At 61.0% G+C, this 18805-nt stretch carries 17 protein-coding genes and 3 pseudogenes; 6 read left to right on the top strand and 14 right to left on the bottom strand.

Translation table 11 applies throughout. The annotated features are described in order from the left end of the window. Positions 1–80: 80 nt before the first annotated feature. Positions 81–323 (top strand): helix-turn-helix domain-containing protein, encoded by a 243-nt coding sequence (locus NKJ75_RS02700; RefSeq protein WP_023699715.1) that lies wholly within the window; start codon positions 81–83, stop codon positions 321–323. Between the two features lie 85 nt (positions 324–408). Here NKJ75_RS02700 and NKJ75_RS02695 read toward each other — a convergent pair whose 3' ends face one another. Together NKJ75_RS02695 and traA are read right to left on the bottom strand one after the other, a co-directional pair. After that, on the bottom strand, positions 409–624 hold the full coding sequence (locus NKJ75_RS02695; protein ID WP_023669907.1) for a helix-turn-helix transcriptional regulator: 216 nt from the start codon (positions 622–624) through the stop codon (positions 409–411). Between the two features lie 129 nt (positions 625–753). Continuing rightward, complete coding sequence (gene traA, locus NKJ75_RS02690; protein WP_352499152.1) at positions 754–3801, bottom strand: Ti-type conjugative transfer relaxase TraA; 3048 nt, start codon at positions 3799–3801, stop codon at positions 754–756. 172 nt (positions 3802–3973) lie between these two features. On the opposite strand from traA, the gene NKJ75_RS02685 reads away from it, so the two are divergent. From NKJ75_RS02685 to NKJ75_RS02675, 3 genes and pseudogenes are all read left to right on the top strand, one after another. Next, complete coding sequence (locus NKJ75_RS02685; RefSeq protein WP_023669905.1) at positions 3974–4300, top strand: conjugal transfer protein TraD; 327 nt, start codon at positions 3974–3976, stop codon at positions 4298–4300. 1 nt (position 4301) lies between these two features. Continuing rightward, positions 4302–4549 (top strand): annotated as a pseudogene (locus tag NKJ75_RS02680) (conjugal transfer protein TraD). 538 nt (positions 4550–5087) lie between these two features. Then, positions 5088–5617, top strand: a pseudogene (locus tag NKJ75_RS02675) (Ros/MucR family transcriptional regulator). Between the two features lie 89 nt (positions 5618–5706). Here NKJ75_RS02675 and NKJ75_RS02670 read toward each other — a convergent pair. Beyond that, positions 5707–6018 (bottom strand): DUF736 domain-containing protein, encoded by a 312-nt coding sequence (locus NKJ75_RS02670; protein WP_023669902.1) that lies wholly within the window; start codon positions 6016–6018, stop codon positions 5707–5709. A gap of 814 nt (positions 6019–6832) precedes the next feature. Here NKJ75_RS02670 and NKJ75_RS02665 point away from each other — a divergent pair. After that, positions 6833–7062: pseudogene (locus NKJ75_RS02665) on the top strand (hypothetical protein). A 280-nt stretch (positions 7063–7342) separates the two neighbouring features. On the opposite strand, the gene NKJ75_RS02660 reads toward NKJ75_RS02665, so the two are convergent. The 7 genes from NKJ75_RS02660 to NKJ75_RS02630 all read right to left on the bottom strand — a co-directional run bounded on the left by NKJ75_RS02660 (position 7343) and on the right by NKJ75_RS02630 (position 13584). Next, the gene (locus NKJ75_RS02660) at positions 7343–7594 is read right to left on the bottom strand and encodes a hypothetical protein (protein ID WP_245263712.1); all 252 of its coding nucleotides are present in this window, start codon (positions 7592–7594) and stop codon (positions 7343–7345) included. Between the two features lie 114 nt (positions 7595–7708). Continuing rightward, a complete protein-coding gene (locus NKJ75_RS02655; RefSeq protein ID WP_023669898.1) occupies positions 7709–7846 on the bottom strand; it encodes a YHYH domain-containing protein in 138 nt (45 codons plus the stop codon). A 948-nt stretch (positions 7847–8794) separates the two neighbouring features. Beyond that, on the bottom strand, positions 8795–10138 hold the full coding sequence (locus NKJ75_RS02650; protein ID WP_023703907.1) for a hemolysin family protein: 1344 nt from the start codon (positions 10136–10138) through the stop codon (positions 8795–8797). Positions 10139–10621: 483 nt separating this feature from the next. Continuing rightward, entirely contained in the window at positions 10622–11338 is a 717-nt protein-coding gene (locus tag NKJ75_RS02645; RefSeq protein WP_023669894.1) for a HoxN/HupN/NixA family nickel/cobalt transporter, read from the bottom strand. A 20-nt stretch (positions 11339–11358) separates the two neighbouring features. Next, complete coding sequence (locus tag NKJ75_RS02640) at positions 11359–12003, bottom strand: DUF1007 family protein (RefSeq protein WP_023696813.1); 645 nt, start codon at positions 12001–12003, stop codon at positions 11359–11361. 182 nt (positions 12004–12185) lie between these two features. Beyond that, the gene (locus NKJ75_RS02635) at positions 12186–12617 is read right to left on the bottom strand and encodes a hypothetical protein (protein WP_352499151.1); all 432 of its coding nucleotides are present in this window, start codon (positions 12615–12617) and stop codon (positions 12186–12188) included. A 154-nt stretch (positions 12618–12771) separates the two neighbouring features. Beyond that, entirely contained in the window at positions 12772–13584 is an 813-nt protein-coding gene (locus NKJ75_RS02630) for a class I SAM-dependent methyltransferase (protein ID WP_352499150.1), read from the bottom strand. 204 nt (positions 13585–13788) lie between these two features. Here NKJ75_RS02630 and NKJ75_RS02625 point away from each other — a divergent pair, with 204 nt between their 5' ends. Further along, positions 13789–14382, top strand: a complete 594-nt coding sequence (locus NKJ75_RS02625) for a TetR/AcrR family transcriptional regulator (protein ID WP_023703909.1) — start codon at positions 13789–13791, stop codon at positions 14380–14382. A gap of 229 nt (positions 14383–14611) precedes the next feature. On the opposite strand, the gene NKJ75_RS02620 is transcribed toward NKJ75_RS02625, so the two are convergent. The 4 genes from NKJ75_RS02620 to NKJ75_RS02605 all read right to left on the bottom strand — a co-directional run bounded on the left by NKJ75_RS02620 (position 14612) and on the right by NKJ75_RS02605 (position 18803). Beyond that, on the bottom strand, positions 14612–15649 hold the full coding sequence (locus tag NKJ75_RS02620; RefSeq protein WP_352499149.1) for a Cj0069 family protein: 1038 nt from the start codon (positions 15647–15649) through the stop codon (positions 14612–14614). A 259-nt stretch (positions 15650–15908) separates the two neighbouring features. Beyond that, positions 15909–16892: an ABC transporter ATP-binding protein gene (locus NKJ75_RS02615; protein WP_023696818.1), complete on the bottom strand. Its 984-nt coding sequence runs from the start codon at positions 16890–16892 to the stop codon at positions 15909–15911. Further along, entirely contained in the window at positions 16885–17895 is a 1011-nt protein-coding gene (locus tag NKJ75_RS02610) for an ABC transporter ATP-binding protein (RefSeq protein ID WP_031201713.1), read from the bottom strand. The genes NKJ75_RS02615 and NKJ75_RS02610 overlap by 8 nt, the downstream gene beginning before the upstream one ends. After that, positions 17892–18803 (bottom strand): ABC transporter permease, encoded by a 912-nt coding sequence (locus NKJ75_RS02605; protein ID WP_023669882.1) that lies wholly within the window; start codon positions 18801–18803, stop codon positions 17892–17894. Before NKJ75_RS02605 ends, NKJ75_RS02610 begins: the two co-directional genes overlap by 4 nt. Between the last annotated feature and the right edge of the window lie 2 nt (positions 18804–18805).

The following is an 18805-nucleotide window of genomic DNA, read 5'->3' as shown; positions in this document are numbered from 1 at the left end:
CTCAGCTAAATATCTGAATTTAAGATAACTGAAAATCAGATATAAAGGAAGCCCCCATCTGAGTTCAGATGAGGTGATAAGTGGTAGATACACTCGGTACGAATCGGCACAAAGCTTTGATCGCGCTGCTGATCAAAAACCGTGAAGCGGCAGGCCTTACGCAAGTTGAGTTGGCAACCAGGCTCGGCCAATACCAATCGTTCGTAGCTCGACTAGAAAGCGGACAGAGACGTGTTGATGTCGTGGAGTTTATAAACCTCGCCGAGATTCTCGGTTTTAGCGCTCCGTCAGCCATCAAGAAGCTATCGGAAGTAACAGGTTGAGCGATGGGAGCGTGTGACCGCGCTAGTGCAAATTGACAATTTGCAGAACCGGCAAGGAAGCCCCCAGGTTGTTGCACCTACCCGTTCAATCGGACCTCTTCACCTCAGCCTTCGACCCCCATCGAATGGGATCCTCAACCCAGCGGTTGATCTCGGATTCATGCCACCCGGCGCCATTGGTGCTGATCCTCAGTTGAGCCGGGAACGTGCCGTCGGCGATCTTGCGATAGATTGTCGAGCGGGACAGGCCTGTCCTGGCGAGGACTGTTTTGAGACGAACGATACGATCCGGCTCGGACATAGCTTGCGTCCACCTGAATGGTTGTTGCTGATTTCTGTTGGGACAGACAGGACGAACCCATGCCGGAGGCAATCCGATTTTTCGCTTCATCCGCCTGTAGCGTGAAAACGGTGGCAAATCGGAGGGGTGTCAGAGCCCAAGGCCCCGCCCCTTTCCGATGCCATGGCTGAATGCCAGTTCCACACCCAGACGCCGGCCGGATTCGACCTCGATGCCAAGCGCCTTCTTATGATTGGCGAGCATGGATTCAAGCTGCGGATCGCGTTCAAGGCTCTTGGCCATATCGGACATGGCCGAGCGCGTTGACTTGTAGCCGGACATGTCGCCGGCCTGATATTGCTCCCGTCCCGTCCGATCGAGCTTTTGCCAGCGTTCGACGAAACGGTCGGCGCGGCGGCCTGGATCGATGTCCATCCCGGTGCGGATTTCCGTCTCAAGCTGGAGAGCAAGCACGATGCGGCGGACGCGGCCAGCCCCCGCCTCGTGGACAAGTTCGGGATTTTTCACATAAGCCGCTTCGGCATCGCGCCAGCCAAAGGGCCGCACCTTCTCGAAGGCCCTACGGGCATCCCTCAACTCGCGCATCTGCTCGGGACTGCCCAGCCCATCCGCATCTCCGTTGTGCGATATCGCGTCGATAGCGCGCGCGTGACGAATAAGCGCCTTCGTACGAGCGCTGCGCAACGCCGCTTCCGCGTCCACCGGCACATTCGCGCCTCGTGGCACTCCGGTGGCGAGATTTTCTCTGCCGGGCGTCGGGTCCGCATCTCCGATCCGTACCTCTACACTCTCCCTTCCCGGCCCAGGTCCACGTTCCTGCATGGGCACGGCGTCTGCGGGCGAGCGCAACCCGTCGAGCAGTCCGCCTATCCTGTCGCGCAGCTTCTCCGGAACGATCCGGCGCACGATCTCGACCACGCGCTCGCGGAACGTGATGCCGCGCCGTTCGGCATAGTGTTGCGCCGAGTCGACCTGCTCGTAATCCGACGCCATATCTTTGGCGCGGTCCCGTGACAGCGTCCGGACGAGGCGTTCGCGGGTCGTGAAGTCATCGCTGCCGTAGTGCAGGTCCATTCCGTCTCGATGCCGCGACAGTGCGACGTAGCTGCCATGCGCATCCATGCCCGGTGTGGCGAGCACATGCGTCCGGTCGACGGTCATGCCCTGGGCCTTGTGAATGGTCGCGGCATAGCCGTGGTCGATGTGGGCATAGTCTTTCAGATCGAAGCGCACGGATCGGCCGTCGTCGATTTGAACCGTCATCCTCTGTATGCTGACCTCTTCGATCACGCCGAGCGTGCCGTTCTTGACGCCAAGCGCGCGCTCGTTGCGCAGGAACATGACACGGTCGCCGCTGGCGAAGGCCCTTGCACCGCGTTCCACATCCACCTGAACCTCGTCGCCGAGATCGCCGGCAGCGCGCATGCGCTCGCGCGCTGCCTGGTTGAGCGCGCTCACCTCGTTGTTTGTGTGGGTGAGAATGATCCGGCTTGCCTCTGGATGCGCCTGCCTGTCGCGATCCCAGCGCTCGACGAGTTCAGCTCGCGCCTCGTCGCGCGTTGCAGCCTGATGCACCATGCCTTGCGCATCGTAGGCGCCGATCGCGGCGCCGATCCTGCCGGTTGCCAGATCGCGCGTGGCATCGCGCTGCCAGTCCTCACGCTGCCGGCGAACCTGACCGATTTCGACGCCGCCATGACGCTCGTGGATGGAACGGAATGCGGCGCCGGCCTCGATCGCCTGCAACTGCTGCGGATCGCCGACGAGTACGACTTTTGCGCCAACGTCGGCGGCATGGGAAAGCACGCGCTCCAACTGGCGCGTGCCGACCATGCCGGCCTCATCAATCACCAGGACATCGCGAGCTGTGAGCAGATCGCGGCCCTGTCCCCAGCTATGCTCCATACTGGCGATGGTGCGTGATGAGATGCCTGATCCGCCTTCCAGATTCTCGGCGGCAATGCCGGAGAGTGCGGCGCCTCGAACCTCGTAGCCCGCCGCTGCCCATGCCTGGCGCGCAACGCCCAGCATGGCGCTCTTGCCCGTTCCGGCAAAGCCGACGACGACACCAAGACCGTTTCTATCGGTGATATGCGCCAGCGCATCGGTCTGCTCGCTCGAAAGGACAAGCCCGCGTTGCGCTGCGCGCGCCAGTGCCGCCTCGCGATGTGCGTTACTCACCGCGTGTCTCTCGTCCAAATCGATACGCTCCGCAGCGCGGTGAAGGCGCTGTTCGGTGTCGATCATCTGCCGAGTGGTGAAGCGATCTTCGCCACGTCCGTCCTTGCCGAGTTCAATCAGATCGGGTGCGTTGCTGATGGCTGCCACGACCGCGTTGAACTGCTCCACTCCGTCGCTGTGCCGATGCGAGAACTTCGCAATGTCCTTTCGGGTGAAAGTCGATTGCTGATGCGTGATGGCATCGAGCGCCACGGATGGATCGGCAATGATGCGCGCACCATTGTTGCGCGCGATGTCGCGATGCAGTTCGGCGCGATCTGCTTCAATGTCGCTAGCAGCAAGGCCACTGCCCTCAATGCGCTGTGCTGGCGCACCAATCTGGGTTTGCGGCTCCAGTGAAATGCCCTGCGCTTCCAGACTGCGATGATCGATGTGCGCGTCGATGTCGAGTTCGGCCAGGCGTTCATTGGCCAGCTCCGCCCATCGCTCGCGCCAGCGCTCAACCAGCTGGGTAGCATTCCAGTCTCGAACCTTGGCGCCAAAACCATTCTCGTCCACGGCCCGCATGGTCAGCATGACATGAGCATGCGGCTTGGGGCTTCCATCCTCTGCGCGGTCCCAGTGCACATTGAGATCGGCGACCATGCCCCGGCTTACGAACTCAGCCTGAACGAAGTCGCGCGCCAACTCGATGCCTTGCGCCTGGCTGAGTTCACGCGGGAGCGCAAACTCGACCTCGCGGGCAAGTTGCGCATCCTTCCTCACCTCGAACGCCTCGACATCGTTCCAAAGCCGTTCGCGGTCGCGCCAGGCCTCCGGTGCATCCTCCGGCAGCATCACCTCGGAATGAACGACACCGCGCTTGGCGGAGAAGTCGTGGCTGCGTTCTATCCGCTCGTCACGCAGCCGCGAGGCCGAGCGGTAGGCGGCGGACGCCACAGCGCTTGAGCCTGCCTTGCGGCCAATGACCTTGACGTGAAGATGATAGATCGCCATCGCGACCAGATCATTTGCACGTCAAAGCCCACGTCGGCACGACGTATAAGCGCGCCCTCCCTCGAAAAAATCTCGGGATGGACCAGCCCGTCCCGGGCTGTCTCGGCGACCCTGAAGCCTTCCGGCAGCCGCTCCCCTATCATCCTCCGACCGACAACCGATGGAGACAGCCATGCGCAAACCGCGGGACTTCGACGCAGAACTTCAAGCCCTGGAAGAAAAAGCGCGAGAGCTCAAAACCAGAAAGGTGCAGCAGCTTGGCGAGCTGGTGATCGCCACCGGCGCCGATCAGCTCAGCGCGGACGAACTGGCGGGCGCACTGGTCGCAATCACTGAGACGAAAGACACGGCAAAGCGTGAGGCATGGGCTAAGCGTGGGGTGATGTTTTTCGAGAGCAGGTCCCGGCGAACTGCTTCGGCATCTCAGCGCAACCCTCGCGGCGCTCCAGCGCAATCGGGCAGCGCGCAATCGCCGGCAGGCGGCACAGGCTCGCAATGACATGAGAACATGGCAGGTGGAGCGTCGCAAACGCACCCGACAGCTGATCGAGCTTGGCGGTCTCGTCCTCAAGGCAGGCATTGTCGAGCTCACCAATGACGATCGCGCAATCATCTACGGCGCGATGCTCTGGATCGCCGCGAAGCTGCAGGGCCATGACGGTAAGCATGCCGGGAGCTTTTGGCCGCGAAGGGAAAGCAGGCATTCGATGGTGAACGGCGTGAAGAGCAGATGGACTGGCGAACATAGCCACAGTTGGCGAGCAGCGGCCAGTCCGAAGTCGGAACAGCAAACTTCCGCCGGTGTGCCAGCGCCGCAGTCAAGCGCTTGCGCAGGAAGCTTTCGCGATCTCCTCGCGACCGCCGACAATCTTCTCTCGCGAGCCTTGATCCTGATCATATAGAGCGCAAGGCTCGCGTTGGCGACGCTCGTCAAAGCGGGCGCTGCCCTATGAGCGAACTTCAAAATCCAGATCGTGCCCTCGAAACCTCCCACGCCCTCCAGATTCGATCATGCACACTGCGCATTGATACAAACTCTATAGCCAGGGTGAGAGCCAGCGGCATTGCTCTGCACAGCTGGAACGGGCGGAAAAGTGAAGGAAGCTCCTCGCTTTAGATGAGATAGGCAAAAGCATCCCAGCCGATGGGACAACAGAAGCGAAACTTACTCTTGTCATGTTGCGCAAAAGAGGTGGATTTTACGAAGAAACGTACTATTTGCGCCGTGGGCAGGCTAGAAAAATCAAACGTCGCTCAATTCATCCGATACAAAAAAGGGAAATCATATGACCACTGCTCTCGAGCAAGGCAACAAACTGGATACCGTGTCGATAACGGCTGACATTGTCGCCGCCTATGTATCGAACAATCCAGTACCGGTTGGCGAGTTGCCGAAACTCATCGGCGACATCCATGCCGCCCTGAATGGCATCGGCACGCCGGCGGTAGAACCTGTGGTAAAACAGGACCCGGCAGTTTCGATCAAGAAATCGGTGACACCTGACTTCATCATCTGTCTGGAAGACGGAAGGAAATTCAAATCGCTCAGCGGCACCTTCAGCACTTCAACCTGACCCCCGACGAATACCGGCAGAAATGGAACCTGCCGTCCGACTATCCGATGGTGGCGCCGAACTACGCGGCTACCCGGTCGGCTCTGGCGAAATCAATAGGGCTCGGGCGCAAGGCGGCGACGCCCACGTCTGCCGCGGCGGAAAAACCAAAACGGGCTACTCGTGCGGCGGCAGCGGCGACGACTGCGGCGGCCATGAAGTCGCCGCTGAAGAAGGTCCGCAAGGCGCCGGCCAAAGCGTAACGCGCTGCACCTAGCCCGACGTGCCAAGTTGTATAGGACCTGAACATGGCAAAGCCCCGCCTTGCGGCGGGGCTTCGTGTTTTGTCGGGTCACTCTGCGGCGCGGCGTGACCAGATGAGCGAGAACTCACCCTCGGTGTCGGTCTCGACCAGGCTCGCATAGATCGGAGCGGGGAAGCTGGGATCGTCGAGCTTGACCGAGTGGTAGTCGCGTCCCTCGCGCGAGGTCTTCTTCCATGCCGCCCCGAACTCGGTGGCGCCAGCGAAGATGCGGAAGTCGGGACCCTTTTCATTTTCGCCATCCGTCGGAGCGAACGTTACCGTCTTGACGTTGAGATTGAGGGTCTTGACCGAGCCGGAGAAGCCGTTCGCGGTGCGGGAGAAAGTGCCGATCGTAGCCATGGTGATGTTCCTTTGTGTTTTCTCGGGCCGCGCCCAAGGCGGCCTCGATGGTGGACGTGAGACCGGAAACGATCGGTCTGCATCCCGAAGGGGCTGAAACGAAGTGGAAGACGGCGACGCGAGGCTTTCTTGGACCGTGAGGAATGGACGCGCAGCGGACAGGGGAAGAAAACGCAGCGCCGACGTTGCGAGAAGACGATCGAGACGGAGTGAAACGAAGACGGTCTTCGGTCAGACCCAATCCATTCGAGGACGCCTTGGGCGTGGCCTGGAAAGAATACCCGGAAGGAACGCCACATTGGCTAAGATCAGTCAGGGCCATTGTAGCTTGCGCCCTGCGCTTCTGAATTTCGGTCACAGACCTTCCTCACGCGCCAGGGCGGTGTTGGTCCTACTCCTAACCGGTGAAGAAGGGACGTCCGATTTCCCTAATCTTTGGGCTGAATCGTCATCGCGTTCGGGGCGGCTCCGAAGGCGACCAATTGATTGCTGAGGGCAGCACTTCTAAGCCGACAGATGCCGACGATTTCCTATAGATGCGCCACACCTGATCCTCCACCGCATGGCCGAATGTTCCCGCTGCGGTCACGCCGACGCGCGGTGAGGCATTGCTGGAAGGTCGGATTCACGCCGGGCGTCTGACGCCGAGGTGATGCGCTGCGTGACTTTCCCGATAAGAGTGGTGGAAATTCCCGGTTCGACCATTGGTTTGGAGGTGCATCCCGAGCATCTGCCGAAGCGCTTGATGATCCACAAGCCGATGAAGATCGACGGCAAGGTCGTCTGGCACACAGAGAGATTTCGAGGATAGGACATGGCCAGGTCGAAAGGTTCGCAGCAATTATCACAGGCTGAAATTGAGCGCTTTGCGACGGCAGCGGAGGCACTGCACTTAAGTATCATCAGCCGTTTATATCGCCCCATAGCGACGACTACCGGCAGACGCGCGTCCTGCATGAGGTGCTGTTGAAAGCCGTGCGGGAAGTCACCGGGAAGGAAGTGGCGTTCATCCAGTGGAACGGGACAGGGCCGTCCAAGCCGTAGCGTGGCTCTAGCCGTTTTCGCAGCCGATCCCATCGCCGTCGCGGTCCAGATCATAGATATCCGTGCCGACAACAGTGACCGGGCCGCGTACCTAGGCGGACCATTGCCCTTTCCGGAGGAGCAATCGACGTCGCTGGCGATTGGAACGCAGGCTCCCGCGTAGTTTGGGTCGCACGCGTCTTCGGCATGAGCGCAGCCGATGAAAGATGCCACACCAAAAGCGACCGCGCCTACACGACGGAGCCGCCGGCTGGATCCTTATCCGAATCAGCGCTGTATCTCAGTCGTCTATCTCTTCGCCTTCATCGTCTTCGTCCGAACCGCGAGACGGGTCTTCAACGAATGTTTGGCAGCCCTCATTAAATGATTGGCTGTTTGAGCTGCAGTCGCTGTCGTTGGAAATCTGATTTTGCTCAGCCCAGTCGTAGCCAGCTTTATGCCCGGAACAATCTTCGGTGCAGTCATTTCCTCCGAAAGTCCCCTGCGCATGACATGGCGTAGCTGATGCCGCCGCAAGCATCAATGTGCCCAAGTGGAACAGCCTTCGAATTCTCATCTGCGCCCCCCACGGTGAGCAACGCTGCTATCTAGGCGCCGCGAATATGCCTACTCGCACGAACCCAAATCACGCAATTTGGTCCTGATATCAGTGGCAGTGATACTCGCCAGTCTTGTGGTTGGTATGGCACCCATTGGCATCGGTGCCGCCGCCGTGTGCGAAGGTATCCACCGAAAATGCCAACATGGTCAAAGCCGCCATGGCGGCAAGAATTGTAGATTTCATATCGCCCTCCCAAGATAATTCGGACAGAAGAGCACTATCGGGGAGTTAGCACAACTGGCTGATTGCAAATTACCTACTGGTTAAGTGCCGATGTTCAATATCCAATATTGCTCCCGCGCATCAAGATCGGCCGATGAAATGGCGAGCGACGGGCTTAGACGCCCAATTGCGCGGCCATCTTTTGCGTGGCCGCCGTTGTCCGGTCAATGCCGCTGGTGATCGACAGCAGATGTCGTTTCGTCGAAAGAAATTCCGAGTCGCTGCAATCGGCCACAGCGCGCTTGAACAGGGCTCGCATGGCAATGAGCGCGACCTCGCCGTTACCAGATCACAGACCAGCGAGGCATCTGTCGGTGCAAGTTGATTTGCGACGGCCTTTCGGATCGCAAAGCTTCGCGAACTCGGCTTTCTCAAAGCGGGTCAACGGCGCGGCGGCGGAAAATCAGGGGATTTGGGATTGGTCTTGGCCATGACTTCTGTACACGATTCAAAAATCATTCTTCGCCGCAAAAAATTGCCGCATGCCGCATCTGTGGTCGTTCGTCGACACGCAACCGACATGTCCCTCCGTCGCGCAGTCGCTGTGGTAATGGGGGTGCCACCGCCCCGGCGCCACAACGGCCTGTGGCGAGTGTCGATCAGCCTGGCTGACTCATAGCAGCCCGAATGCCATTGCGGTGAGAAAGGCCACCACTAGCACCACCAGGACCCCAATAATCAGCCAGACGGCGCTCTTGGCGTCCATTTAGACCCTCAACTGTCGGTTCCATTGATCACATAGCGCGACGCGAAGACGCTCACCAGTCACTGTGACTCCAGCGCATACGCGTCCTGGGCGAACTGACGGGCGTTTGTGGATAGGGACTACTGTGGGAGCATGGGTTCGAAAAGTGGGAATATTCGCGCGCAAAAGGCCGGCCGGCTTACCGGCCTGTCGCGCGGTCAGTCTCAACTGGTTGCCGGCTTGGATGTAGGCGGCTCACGGCGAGCGAGCACCTTGTCGATCCGCCTTCCATCCATATCGAGGATCTCGAAGCGCCAGCCCTCGTAGTCAAAGTGCTCACCGGCTTCCGGCAAGTGCCCAAGGCGGGACAAGGCGAACCCAGCGATCGTGTGAAAATCCCCTTCGGCAGACCCCGATCGGAATCCTAGGCGAGCGAACGCATCGTGCGCCAGCATCATTCCGTCGATGAGCAAGGACCCGTCATCGCGCTCTATGACATCAGGGTCCTCATTGTCCAGGTCAGGAAGGTCGCCTGCGATGGCTTCGAGCAGATCGGTCTGGGTGACAATCCCCTCCAGAGCGCCATATTCGTCGATGACGATCGCCAGGCGCACCGGCGTCCGCTTGAACTGATCGAGTACACGGAAAATCGGCGTTGCCTCGTGAACGATCAAAGGTTCTCGGATGACCGCCATCGGGTCAAGCATTTTGCCGTCGAGCACCTGGTGGAGAAGGTCCTTCTTCAGAATCATGCCAAGCGGTTCGTCTATCCCCCCACGGCCGACCAGAAGCTGCTCATGGCGACATTGCCGGATGGTGCGCAGAATCTCGTCAGGGATGTCGTCGGTATCGATCCAGTCGATATCGCGTCGCGGTGTCATGATGTCGGCAATGCGCCGATCGCCGATGTTGAAGACACGCTCGACCAGTTCCTGTTGCGTCTGATGAAGGAGCCCTGCCTCCTGGCTTGCCGCCACGAGCAGCTTCAGCTCTTCGGGCGAATGCAAGGACTCCTCGCCTGTGCCCGGACGCAGACCGCACAGACGCAGCACCAGATTGCCGAGACCGTTGAGAACAAGGATCGCCGGCCTGAGCAGGAACAGGAACAGACCGAGAGGGCGGACGACCCGAAGTGCCGTGCTCTCGCTGCGCTGGAGCGCCAGACTTTTCGGCGCTAGTTCACCCAAGACAATGTGTAGCGCGGTTATGATGATGAAGGCGATTGCGACGGCAATGGTGTGCGAAGCTGCCGTGGCCAGCGACCCCATCACTCCCAAGAGGAGTGGCTCGATCAGATGAGCGAGTGCAGGCTCGCCGACCCAACCGAGCGCCAGCGATGAGATGGTGATGCCGAGCTGAGTTGCTGCAAGGTTCGCATCGAGATTCACCAAAGCCCGTTGAAGGAGGCTGGCGTTCGAGCGTCCAGCTGTAGCCAATTCGTCGACGCGGCTTCGTCTAACCGCGACCAGCGCAAATTCGGCGGCGACAAAGAAACCGTTGGCGCCTACGAGTAGGAGAACCAACAGAATTCCAAGAATGTCGCGTAGACTACCATCGTCCGCAGGCATGATATCCTCTTTATGAAACAGCCACTCTCATCTCTCAAGCGCGTATGCCGCCGTCGTGGAACCGCCGTTGGCCATCATTGCGGAGCGATCACCGCAGCTCCGCCTCTGACAATCAGGGGCAAGATAGCCAAATCCGCGCTGAGTATCCTACCCCCGCAAAAAATCCGCCGGCGCGAACCGGCGGGCCAGAAATCGGATAGAAAAAGAACCGGTCATGCCGGCCGAACTAAATGTGGCGTATCTGGGTAGTCGAAGTCAATGGATCCGCCGCGTAGAGATCGCCTTTGATCCAGTGATTTAGCAATATCACCCCGATGCCGGCGAGGATCGCCAGCGCTATCATCCAAATGATCTTCTGACGGTCACTCAATGTTCTAAACCCAAACCCGAACCACGCGTGCCGGCACTTAATGGCACGACGTCGTTAATTGCAATGTGATCCCTATGAGAATCGCTGTGGCCTTGGCGGTCGGTCAAACTTTCTCATTTCGACGAGATTTGCCAGACAGCCACGCCAGTAAGAATAAGGCCGGCGGTACCTTCGATAGTTCGCGATATCACATCGAACAGGCGCGGCCGACGGTCGAAGAAATGCACCAGCCGTTCCCGAAACAGGATCGACAGAACTGCCACGCAAGACAACGTCAGTGCCACGCCGGCCATCATGGTGATTGCAAAGAGTATGCCCGCGACCGGAACACCTCTTGAGATCGCGAAGGTCATCGCGAAGAGCGTCAATGGACATGGGATCAGGCCGGCCATGACGCCCACAACCTCGCCTTCATGCTGATGGTGATGACCGTGGCTGAGCGCCCGCCAAAGCATCCACAGACCAATTAACCCGAGCAGGCCACGACTGACATCCTCCAAAAGCGGCGCCCGGCCGACGCTGCCCAGCGCAATCGAGACTAATGGCAACGAGAGGGCTGCAATCACAACGGCAATCGTGACATGGGTGAAGGAGAGTGTCAGCGACACCAGTAGGCCGCGACGGATGCTGGCATCCGATCCGGCCAAATAGGTAGCCAGCACGGCTTTGCTGTGTCCGGGTGTCAAAGCATGCGCAGCTCCGAACAGGACACCCATCGGCAGGAAGGCAGTGAACGCCAGCCAGTCGCCCCCGGCTGACAGCAATTTGATCTGTTCGGCGAGCGCCAAGTATATCGTGCGTTGAAACTCGACCAGGGTTTGGAAAAACACGTTCTATCCGTTCCGCCGCTTCAACCGCACGTCAATTCAAGGCGTGTCGCGAATATCTTGCCGAGATCGGTTCCGGTCGGATCGCTGAAGAAGGCATCCGTCAATTTCGTCTGATTCTGTGCGATTGCGGTATTCGGATCGGGGCGGACGACGGCCCTCGTGCAATCTTTCGGTAGGCCAGCCACGGCGATCTTATCGTCATCGGTGAAATCGATCGCGGTGTAGAAGGTCGGATCGTAGACGCCGATGCTCACCTTGCCGGCGAGCGCCAGCGTGTCTTTCGGCTGCGTCTCGAATTGGATGACGAGTTGATTGTTCTCGTAGCTAGTGACCAGCCTCGCCGGCGGCGTCATCGCCACGTCCTTGCCTTCCACAGTGACCATTTGGAAATAATTGTATTCTTCCAGTGAGGCATGGATGGTGAGGGCGGCGGCGTCGAGTTCTTCGGCGTCGAGAGTAAGGTCGGAATTCTTGTCGAACTCCATCAGCACCGTCGAGGAGAAGAGCTCGTCGAACCGCCAGAGATGCTTGAGCGACTTGACCGACTTGTCAGCGCCAACCGTTAGGTCCAAACGGGCTTCCGCGAAGACATGAGGATGAGCGCCGGCCGCGACGGTGGAGGCGAGCAGGAGCGCCACGCCAAAAATCGTGCTGGTCAGTCGCATTTGCGCTCGCTTTCTCGTCATTGCGCGCCAACCGAGTGATCTGGCAGCGCAAGCAGGCTAAATTGGGACGCGGCCCGCGAAGCCTTTTCAATCATCGACGATCGAACTTGCTATGATGGCGTTCGCTGTGCCCCGAACGGCTGGCGACGTCAAATGCACGAGCTGCTTGCGATTGCCCGCGATCAGTATGAACAGCCGGGAAACCTGCCTGCCTTCCTCTCCTCGCCGATTTTTTCGGCGTCGGTGCGGTGGAAGAACCGTTTTTCAAACTCGGCGCGGTCGACATCGAAAAGCTTGAGCGAGCAGGTCTGGACGGACCTGCCGTCCATGGTCGCCCTGGTCACCGCGACCATCGTTCCGGCCGGAAGGTCGTCGCCGGTGACCTGCCATCCGCGGAAGGCCTTCATGGCATCCACAGGAGCAAGTGCCGCGCCGTCGACGAGCGGCGTCCATCCGCGCGTCTTTGCCAATGTCGCGGTTCGCTCGAAGTCGGGGCCGTGCGCCAGGCATGTCGCGTGGAAGGCATCCAGCGCCCGGTCGACGCCATCGGCATGCGCAAGCGGTGATGCCAACCATGCGGCCGCAAGCGTCAAGGACAAGTAGGTCTTGGGCATTCGGTAGACTCGCGTATCGAAGCAGGCCGGGATAGCCAATCGGCAAGATAGCGCCGCGGCGGCTGCGCACACAATGCAGCGCGGCCCGCGACTACCGGCCCGCGCGTCTTCCTGGCGGCGGCGCGCCCGGTCCGGTCGCCGCAGCATGCCGCGCTCAGGCAGGCAGGATCTTGTCCGTGGTCGCGCGCACATAATCGAGGTTCATGGTCCCGACGGCGCCGGTATCGTCGACCCTGAAGCCTGTCTCGACCAGTAGAGTTCCGACCGCATTCATGTCGATATGCCCGTGCCGATGGAGCCTCGGCAATGTGGATTCGTGCAGCGGCCTTCCGAAGTCGATAAGCAGCAGTCGGCCTCCCGGCTTCAGAACCCGCTCCGCTTCACGAAAGAAGGTCGATCGGTCGGGTTTCGGCAGGTGATGCAGCATGAGCGTACCGATCACGATGTCGAATTGGCCATCTTCGAAGGGAAGTTCCTGGGCCGTCGCCTGGAGGAAGGTCAGATCAACGCCGGCTCGCGTAGCCTTGACGCGCGCCCTCTCGACCATTTCGACCGATGCGTCGACGCCCGTGACGCGTCCGACCGCTCCGACCAACTGTCTCGCGGCTATGGCAAGCGTGCCCGTACCGCAGGCGACATCGAGCATCGCCTCGCCGGGCTGGAGCCTTGCCAGACGCAGCATGAATTCACGGAACCGGTCCTCGCGGCCCCAAGTCAGGACGCGCGCAAGCAGGTCATAGCCGACCGCCCTATGCAGGACGATGCCGATGCCCCTTTCGCCGGCGCCATGCGCGCCGGCAGTCCGCATGTGACGAAAGCCGCCCCAGAGTGCGAATGCCGCGACCGCGGCGAGGATGAGGCCGTGGACTGCAGCCGTCCAAGCACCGGCATTGAGATAGCCGTCCCCGAAATGAAGCATTAGCAGAAAACCGGCGACCAGCGACAGTTTGACGAGCACGGCAAGCATAATAACGCCCTTTCGCGAATGCTGTCCGTTTCCAGCCCGATGACCAAATTGGTGCATTTCCTTTTGCCTCCTCGTCCGTTTCCGGAGTGCTCAAGGCATTCTTGAGCTTCTGGACTCGGCGTATCATACTGGACAGATTGTCCAGTAGCGCTGTTGCTGGACAACGGACCGCTGAACGTCCGAAACCGCACGGTGGAAAGAGCAATGACCATTAAAATCGAGCGGCCCGACCACAGGGGTACGATCGACCGTCGTGTCGCGCGCACGCGCGCCATGCTGCAGGACGCGCTGATTGCCCTGATCCCAGAGTGCGGCTATGCGGCTCTCACCGTGGAAGACATCTGCCAGAAAGCTGATGTCGGCAGGTCGACCTTCTATACGCACTATGCCGGCAAGGACGAATTGCGCAGCGCGGCCCTTGAGGCGCATCTGCTGTCGCTGAGCAGGCGCGTGTCGGCAGACGAAAAGACAGGCAACCGCCCGTTCGAATTCAGCCTGCCGATGTTCGAGCACGCGCGGGCGTTCCGGTCGCTTCACAAGGCGCTACTTGCGAGCAGCGGCGACACGATCCACGATCAATTGCGTGAACGCATACGGCGCGCAGTGCGAACCGAACTGTCTGGCAAGCGGATCGGCGACGCGGGCGTGCCGCTGGAATTCGTCGTCCAGTTCATATCGGGAGCCTTTCTCTCGGTGCTTGCCTGGTGGATCGCCGAGGACGCCAGCCTCTCGCCGGCCCAGGTCGACGACCTGTTCCAGCGGATGGCGGGTTCAGCTCTTCCGGGTCGGTCACCCTAGCAAGAGCTTCCAAATCCAGATCTCGCGCCGGTTGAGGCTAACGTTCCTCGGGCGGCCGAATCTTGCGAAACGTCGTGAGCAAAAGGATTTCGTAGATGGTGTTCAAGCCACCGCGATGAGAATTGGTCAGCCGAAACCGGAAACGGCAAGCAGGGGTCCGGCGACCATCGGACTGACCGCCGAACCGCGTTCGGCCAGAGCCCCACTCGGACCGCCAATCTTCGTCGATTCAAAATCGCATGGCAACGAGTCGAGCTATTTCGGCCGGCGCTTGATCGGGGATGGCAAAGACCGAGCTGACGTTGATCTCACAAAGCACATACGTGTCTTCACCTGACACAGTCCGTGGTCCGTAGAGAAAATCGGCATCCCAAATGATCGGCAGCGACCTGGCATCGATGCCTAGCACAGCCATCATTTGCGGCGTCCACCCGGTTTCCATATTGGTCCGCAGCGCCTGAAACGGTTCGGCCGTAGCGGGATGCATTATCCGCGGCCCTGGTTGCGCAGCCTCGGAATCTGGCCCTTCAGGAGGTGGTGGGATTAGGGCCTTGATGAACTGGTGGCCAAAGCCGACCACCTTGTCGGCGCCCATGTAACAGCGGATCATCCCGTCGGGTAAACGCGGTTGGAATGGCTGATCCACGATGCAGCCATCGGGTGTCAAATACACCTCGCAGCGCGCCATGAAATCCGGCAGTGCGAGTTCTTCCGGCGTACTGCCGCGTCGCGCGTGCAGCACCCGAACCGCCGGCTCTCCGCCAGGAAACGAACCGATCAGCTCGACCTTCCATACTCCCTGGCCGCCATTGCCGCGGTTCTGCTTCAGCACCCGTGGACCGGCCGTTCGAAGCCGCTCCGGAAACGCCTCGCGAAAAGCCTCGGCGGAGCCGTAGAGGTAAGTATCGGTTCCCCATCCGAGATGCTTCGTACGGTGCAGAACTTCCTTCACGCCCATTTTCAGGATCACGTCTGGATGTGCACTCACCCAGGGGCCGCGTGCCGCCACGTCGCGCAGCAGCGGGTCAAGCACCGCACGGGTTTTTCCCTCGTGCAAGGGATCGACCCAGACCAGCACGCCGTCCGTCGCCAGGAGCTGGGTCCGAACCTCCTCGGCAAACTCTTCGTCATAAACGGCCGGTTCGGCGTGAACACCGATCGCAGCGAGTTCCTCGAACACGCGATGAAACCGGTTGTTCTGCGGTGTCGCCGTGCGACGCGCCTCCCGGTTACCGCGCCAGACCACAGCCACTCGCCTCGTGCCCATTATACCTCGCCTCCTACTTGCTCGCCCATCAGACAGCCCCGATACGAAATAGACTGCGATGCTCGCATCCGAGCAGAAAGATCGGCCTAGATCGAGCCCGCCGCGACGCCGAAAAGCACGCCCAGGATCGAACATGCCGCTAGCACCGGGATCACGCCGACCTTGAAGCGGAATACCGCCAGCATACCACATGAAACCAACGAATTGAGTGACCGAAGCCGGCGGCGGCCTGGGCAACGAGGGCAGATCAAGTCGGCACTCAAATCACCGGCCGCCGCTCGCCGTCGGCCAGGTGGCAGGCCGCGACCCCGCCATGCGGCACCGAGCGCAACATCGGCTCCTCGGCCCGGCAGACATCGATCGCCACAGGACAGCGGGTGTTGAAGCGGCATCCCGGTGGCGGCGCGCTGGGGCTTGGAGGATCGCCCGCGAGGATGATTCGGCGACGGCCGGCCTCGATACGAGGATCCGGCGAAGGAACCGCCGAAAGCAGTGCCTGGCTGTAGGGATGGGCCGGCTCGCGAAACAGCGGCCGCGTCACGCCGGCTTCCGCGATGCGGCCAAGATACATCACCGTCACGTTTGAGCAGACCTCGCGCACGATCGCCAGGTCATGCGCAACGATGACGATGGTAAGGCCAAGCTGTTTCTGCAATGATGTGAACAGGTTGACGATTTGCGCCCGGATCGAAACGTCAAGCGCGCTGAGCGGTTCGTCGCAAACCAGGATCGATGGCTTCAGCGCAAGCGCGCGAGCGATCGAAACGCGCTGGCGCTGGCCGCCGGAAAGCGAACGCGGCAGGCGGTCGAGCACGGTCGCTGGCAGCGCCACCAGATCCAGCAGCTCGCCGATACGGCGCCGGCGCTCGGCCGAAGATCCGAGACGATGGATCTGCAGCGGCTCTTCCAGCGTCTGGTAGACGGTCTGGCGACGGCTCATCGAGCCCAGCGGATCCTGGAAGACGAACTGGACCTCGCGGCTGAACGATTTGCGGTCCGACTTCAGCCACTGGGCGCGATCCCGCCCCGAGATCAGCACCGTACCCTCAGTCTCCTTCTGCAGGCCGACGACGCTGCGAGCCAGCGTGGTCTTGCCACAACCGGATTCGCCAACGATGCCATGGAAGGCACCACGCGGAATGGTCAGGTTGATGCCGTCGACCGCCCGCACGGCGCCTGTGCCGGAGCGGTTGGCGAAATGGACCTTCAGGCCCTTGACCTCAATCGCCGCAATGTCAGCCATGGACCGCTATCCCTTCCCGCCTCAGCACCACCGGGCATCCCACCTTGTGCGGCGTCCCGCCCGTCGAGATCGTCTGGAGCGGCGGCCGATGCACGTGGCATTCGGGCTCAACCAGTTCGCAGCGGGCGGCGAAACGGCAGCCCGGCTCCAGCCTGATCTGGTTCGGCGGCAAACCTGGTATTTCCTTGGTCGCGGCGCGTTCGTCGGCGCGGAAATCCGGTACAGAGGCAAGCAGCCCGCGTGTATAGGGATGCGTCGGCCGCGTCAGCACATCCATCGCGGTCCCCTCCTCCGCCACCTGCCCGGCATAGAGCACCATGACCCGGTCCGCGACCGAGGCGACGACGCCGATGTCGTGCGTGATCAGCACGACCGCGATGCCTTCCTCGCGCTGGATCTCGCGGATGAGCTCCAGGATCTGCGCCTGCACCGTGGCGTCCAGCGCAGTGGTCGGCTCGTCGGCGATCAGCACGCGCGGCCGGCTTGCCAGGGCCAGTGCGATCATGGCGCGCTGCAGCATGCCGCCAGACATTTCATGCGGATAGCGATCGTAGCGGTCTTCCGGATCAGGGATGCCGGTGCGGGCGAGCAGCGAGACTGCTTCCTTGCGGGCATCCGCATGCGACAGATTGGCAAAGCGGCGCGCCTGGCGCGCCAGTTGCGGTCCGATCTTCAGCATCGGGTTCAGCGCGCTCATCGGGTCCTGGAAAATGACGCCGAAATAGCGGCCGCGAAGGTCAGACAAGCGCCTGGACTCCATTCCGACCAGTTCGCTCGCTTCGGCTCGCGCCGATCCCTTGATATCAACGGTGACGCCCTCGGGCAGCAGGCCGAGCGGCCCAAGCGTCATGACGGTCTTGCCCGAACCGCTCTCGCCGACGACGGCGACTGTCTCGCCGGGACGGACGTTGAACGACACCCCATCGACCGCGCGCACGGAAACGGTCGTGGCGTAGAGATCAATGACCATGTTTTCTATGGAGTAGATCGGCTCGTCGCTCATGGCGCGGCTGTTCCCGTTTCGACGGCGTTCCGCTCCGCTTCCTCAACGGCGCGCGCCTTGCGACGCTTGCGCAGCAAACCGCCGCGCACCGGCCTCGGCACCTTTTGCAACGCGAAGGTCTCGCCCAGCAGATTGAAGCTGACCACCACCAAAGTGAGCGCAAGGCCCGGAAGGACGACCAGCCTTGGGTATTCCTCGATGTAGCTCATGCCGTCGACCAGCATCTGGCCCCATTCCGGCGCCGGCGGCGCGACGCCCAGGCCGAGGAAGCTCAGCGTCGCGATGGCCAGGACAAGGGCGCCAGCATCGGCGCTGGCATAGACCACGACGAGGGCCAGGACATGCGGCAGGATATGGCGCACAAAGATCCACAGATGGCTGGCGCCCATCACCCTTGCCGCTTCGATATAGGGCTGTTGCAATTCGGCGGTGACCACGGCGCGGCTCATGCGGGCATAGTTCGCCCACCACGCCAGCGTCAGCGCCGTGATCATCGACCAGTAGCCGGTGCCGAGAATGCCGATCAGTGCCAGCGCGATCACCAGGCTTGGCAGCGCCAGCGCGATGTCGATGAGGCTGATCAACACCAGCTCGACGCGCCCGCCGACATAACCGGCGAACGAACCGATGCTGACGCCGATGGCAAGTGCGGCCACCAGCACGATCACCATCGCCACCAGCGATATGCGGGCGCCGCCGATGATGCGGCTCAGAATATCGCGGCCGAGATAGTCGGTGCCCAGCCAGTGAGCCCAGCTCGGTCCCGCAAGCGTGACGTCGTAGTCTTGCGCGCCGGGATCGTAAGGCATGATCGAGGGACCGAGCACACCGACCGCGACAAAGAAGACGACTGGCAGCAGCACCAGCCAGGGCCAGTCCTTCATGCTCCTGAACAAGGACGTGTTCATCG

The organism is Mesorhizobium sp. M0058 (assembly GCF_040323095.1).
Taxonomy (GTDB): Bacteria; Pseudomonadota; Alphaproteobacteria; order Rhizobiales; family Rhizobiaceae; genus Mesorhizobium.
This window is presented reverse-complemented; position numbering and strand designations above follow the sequence as displayed.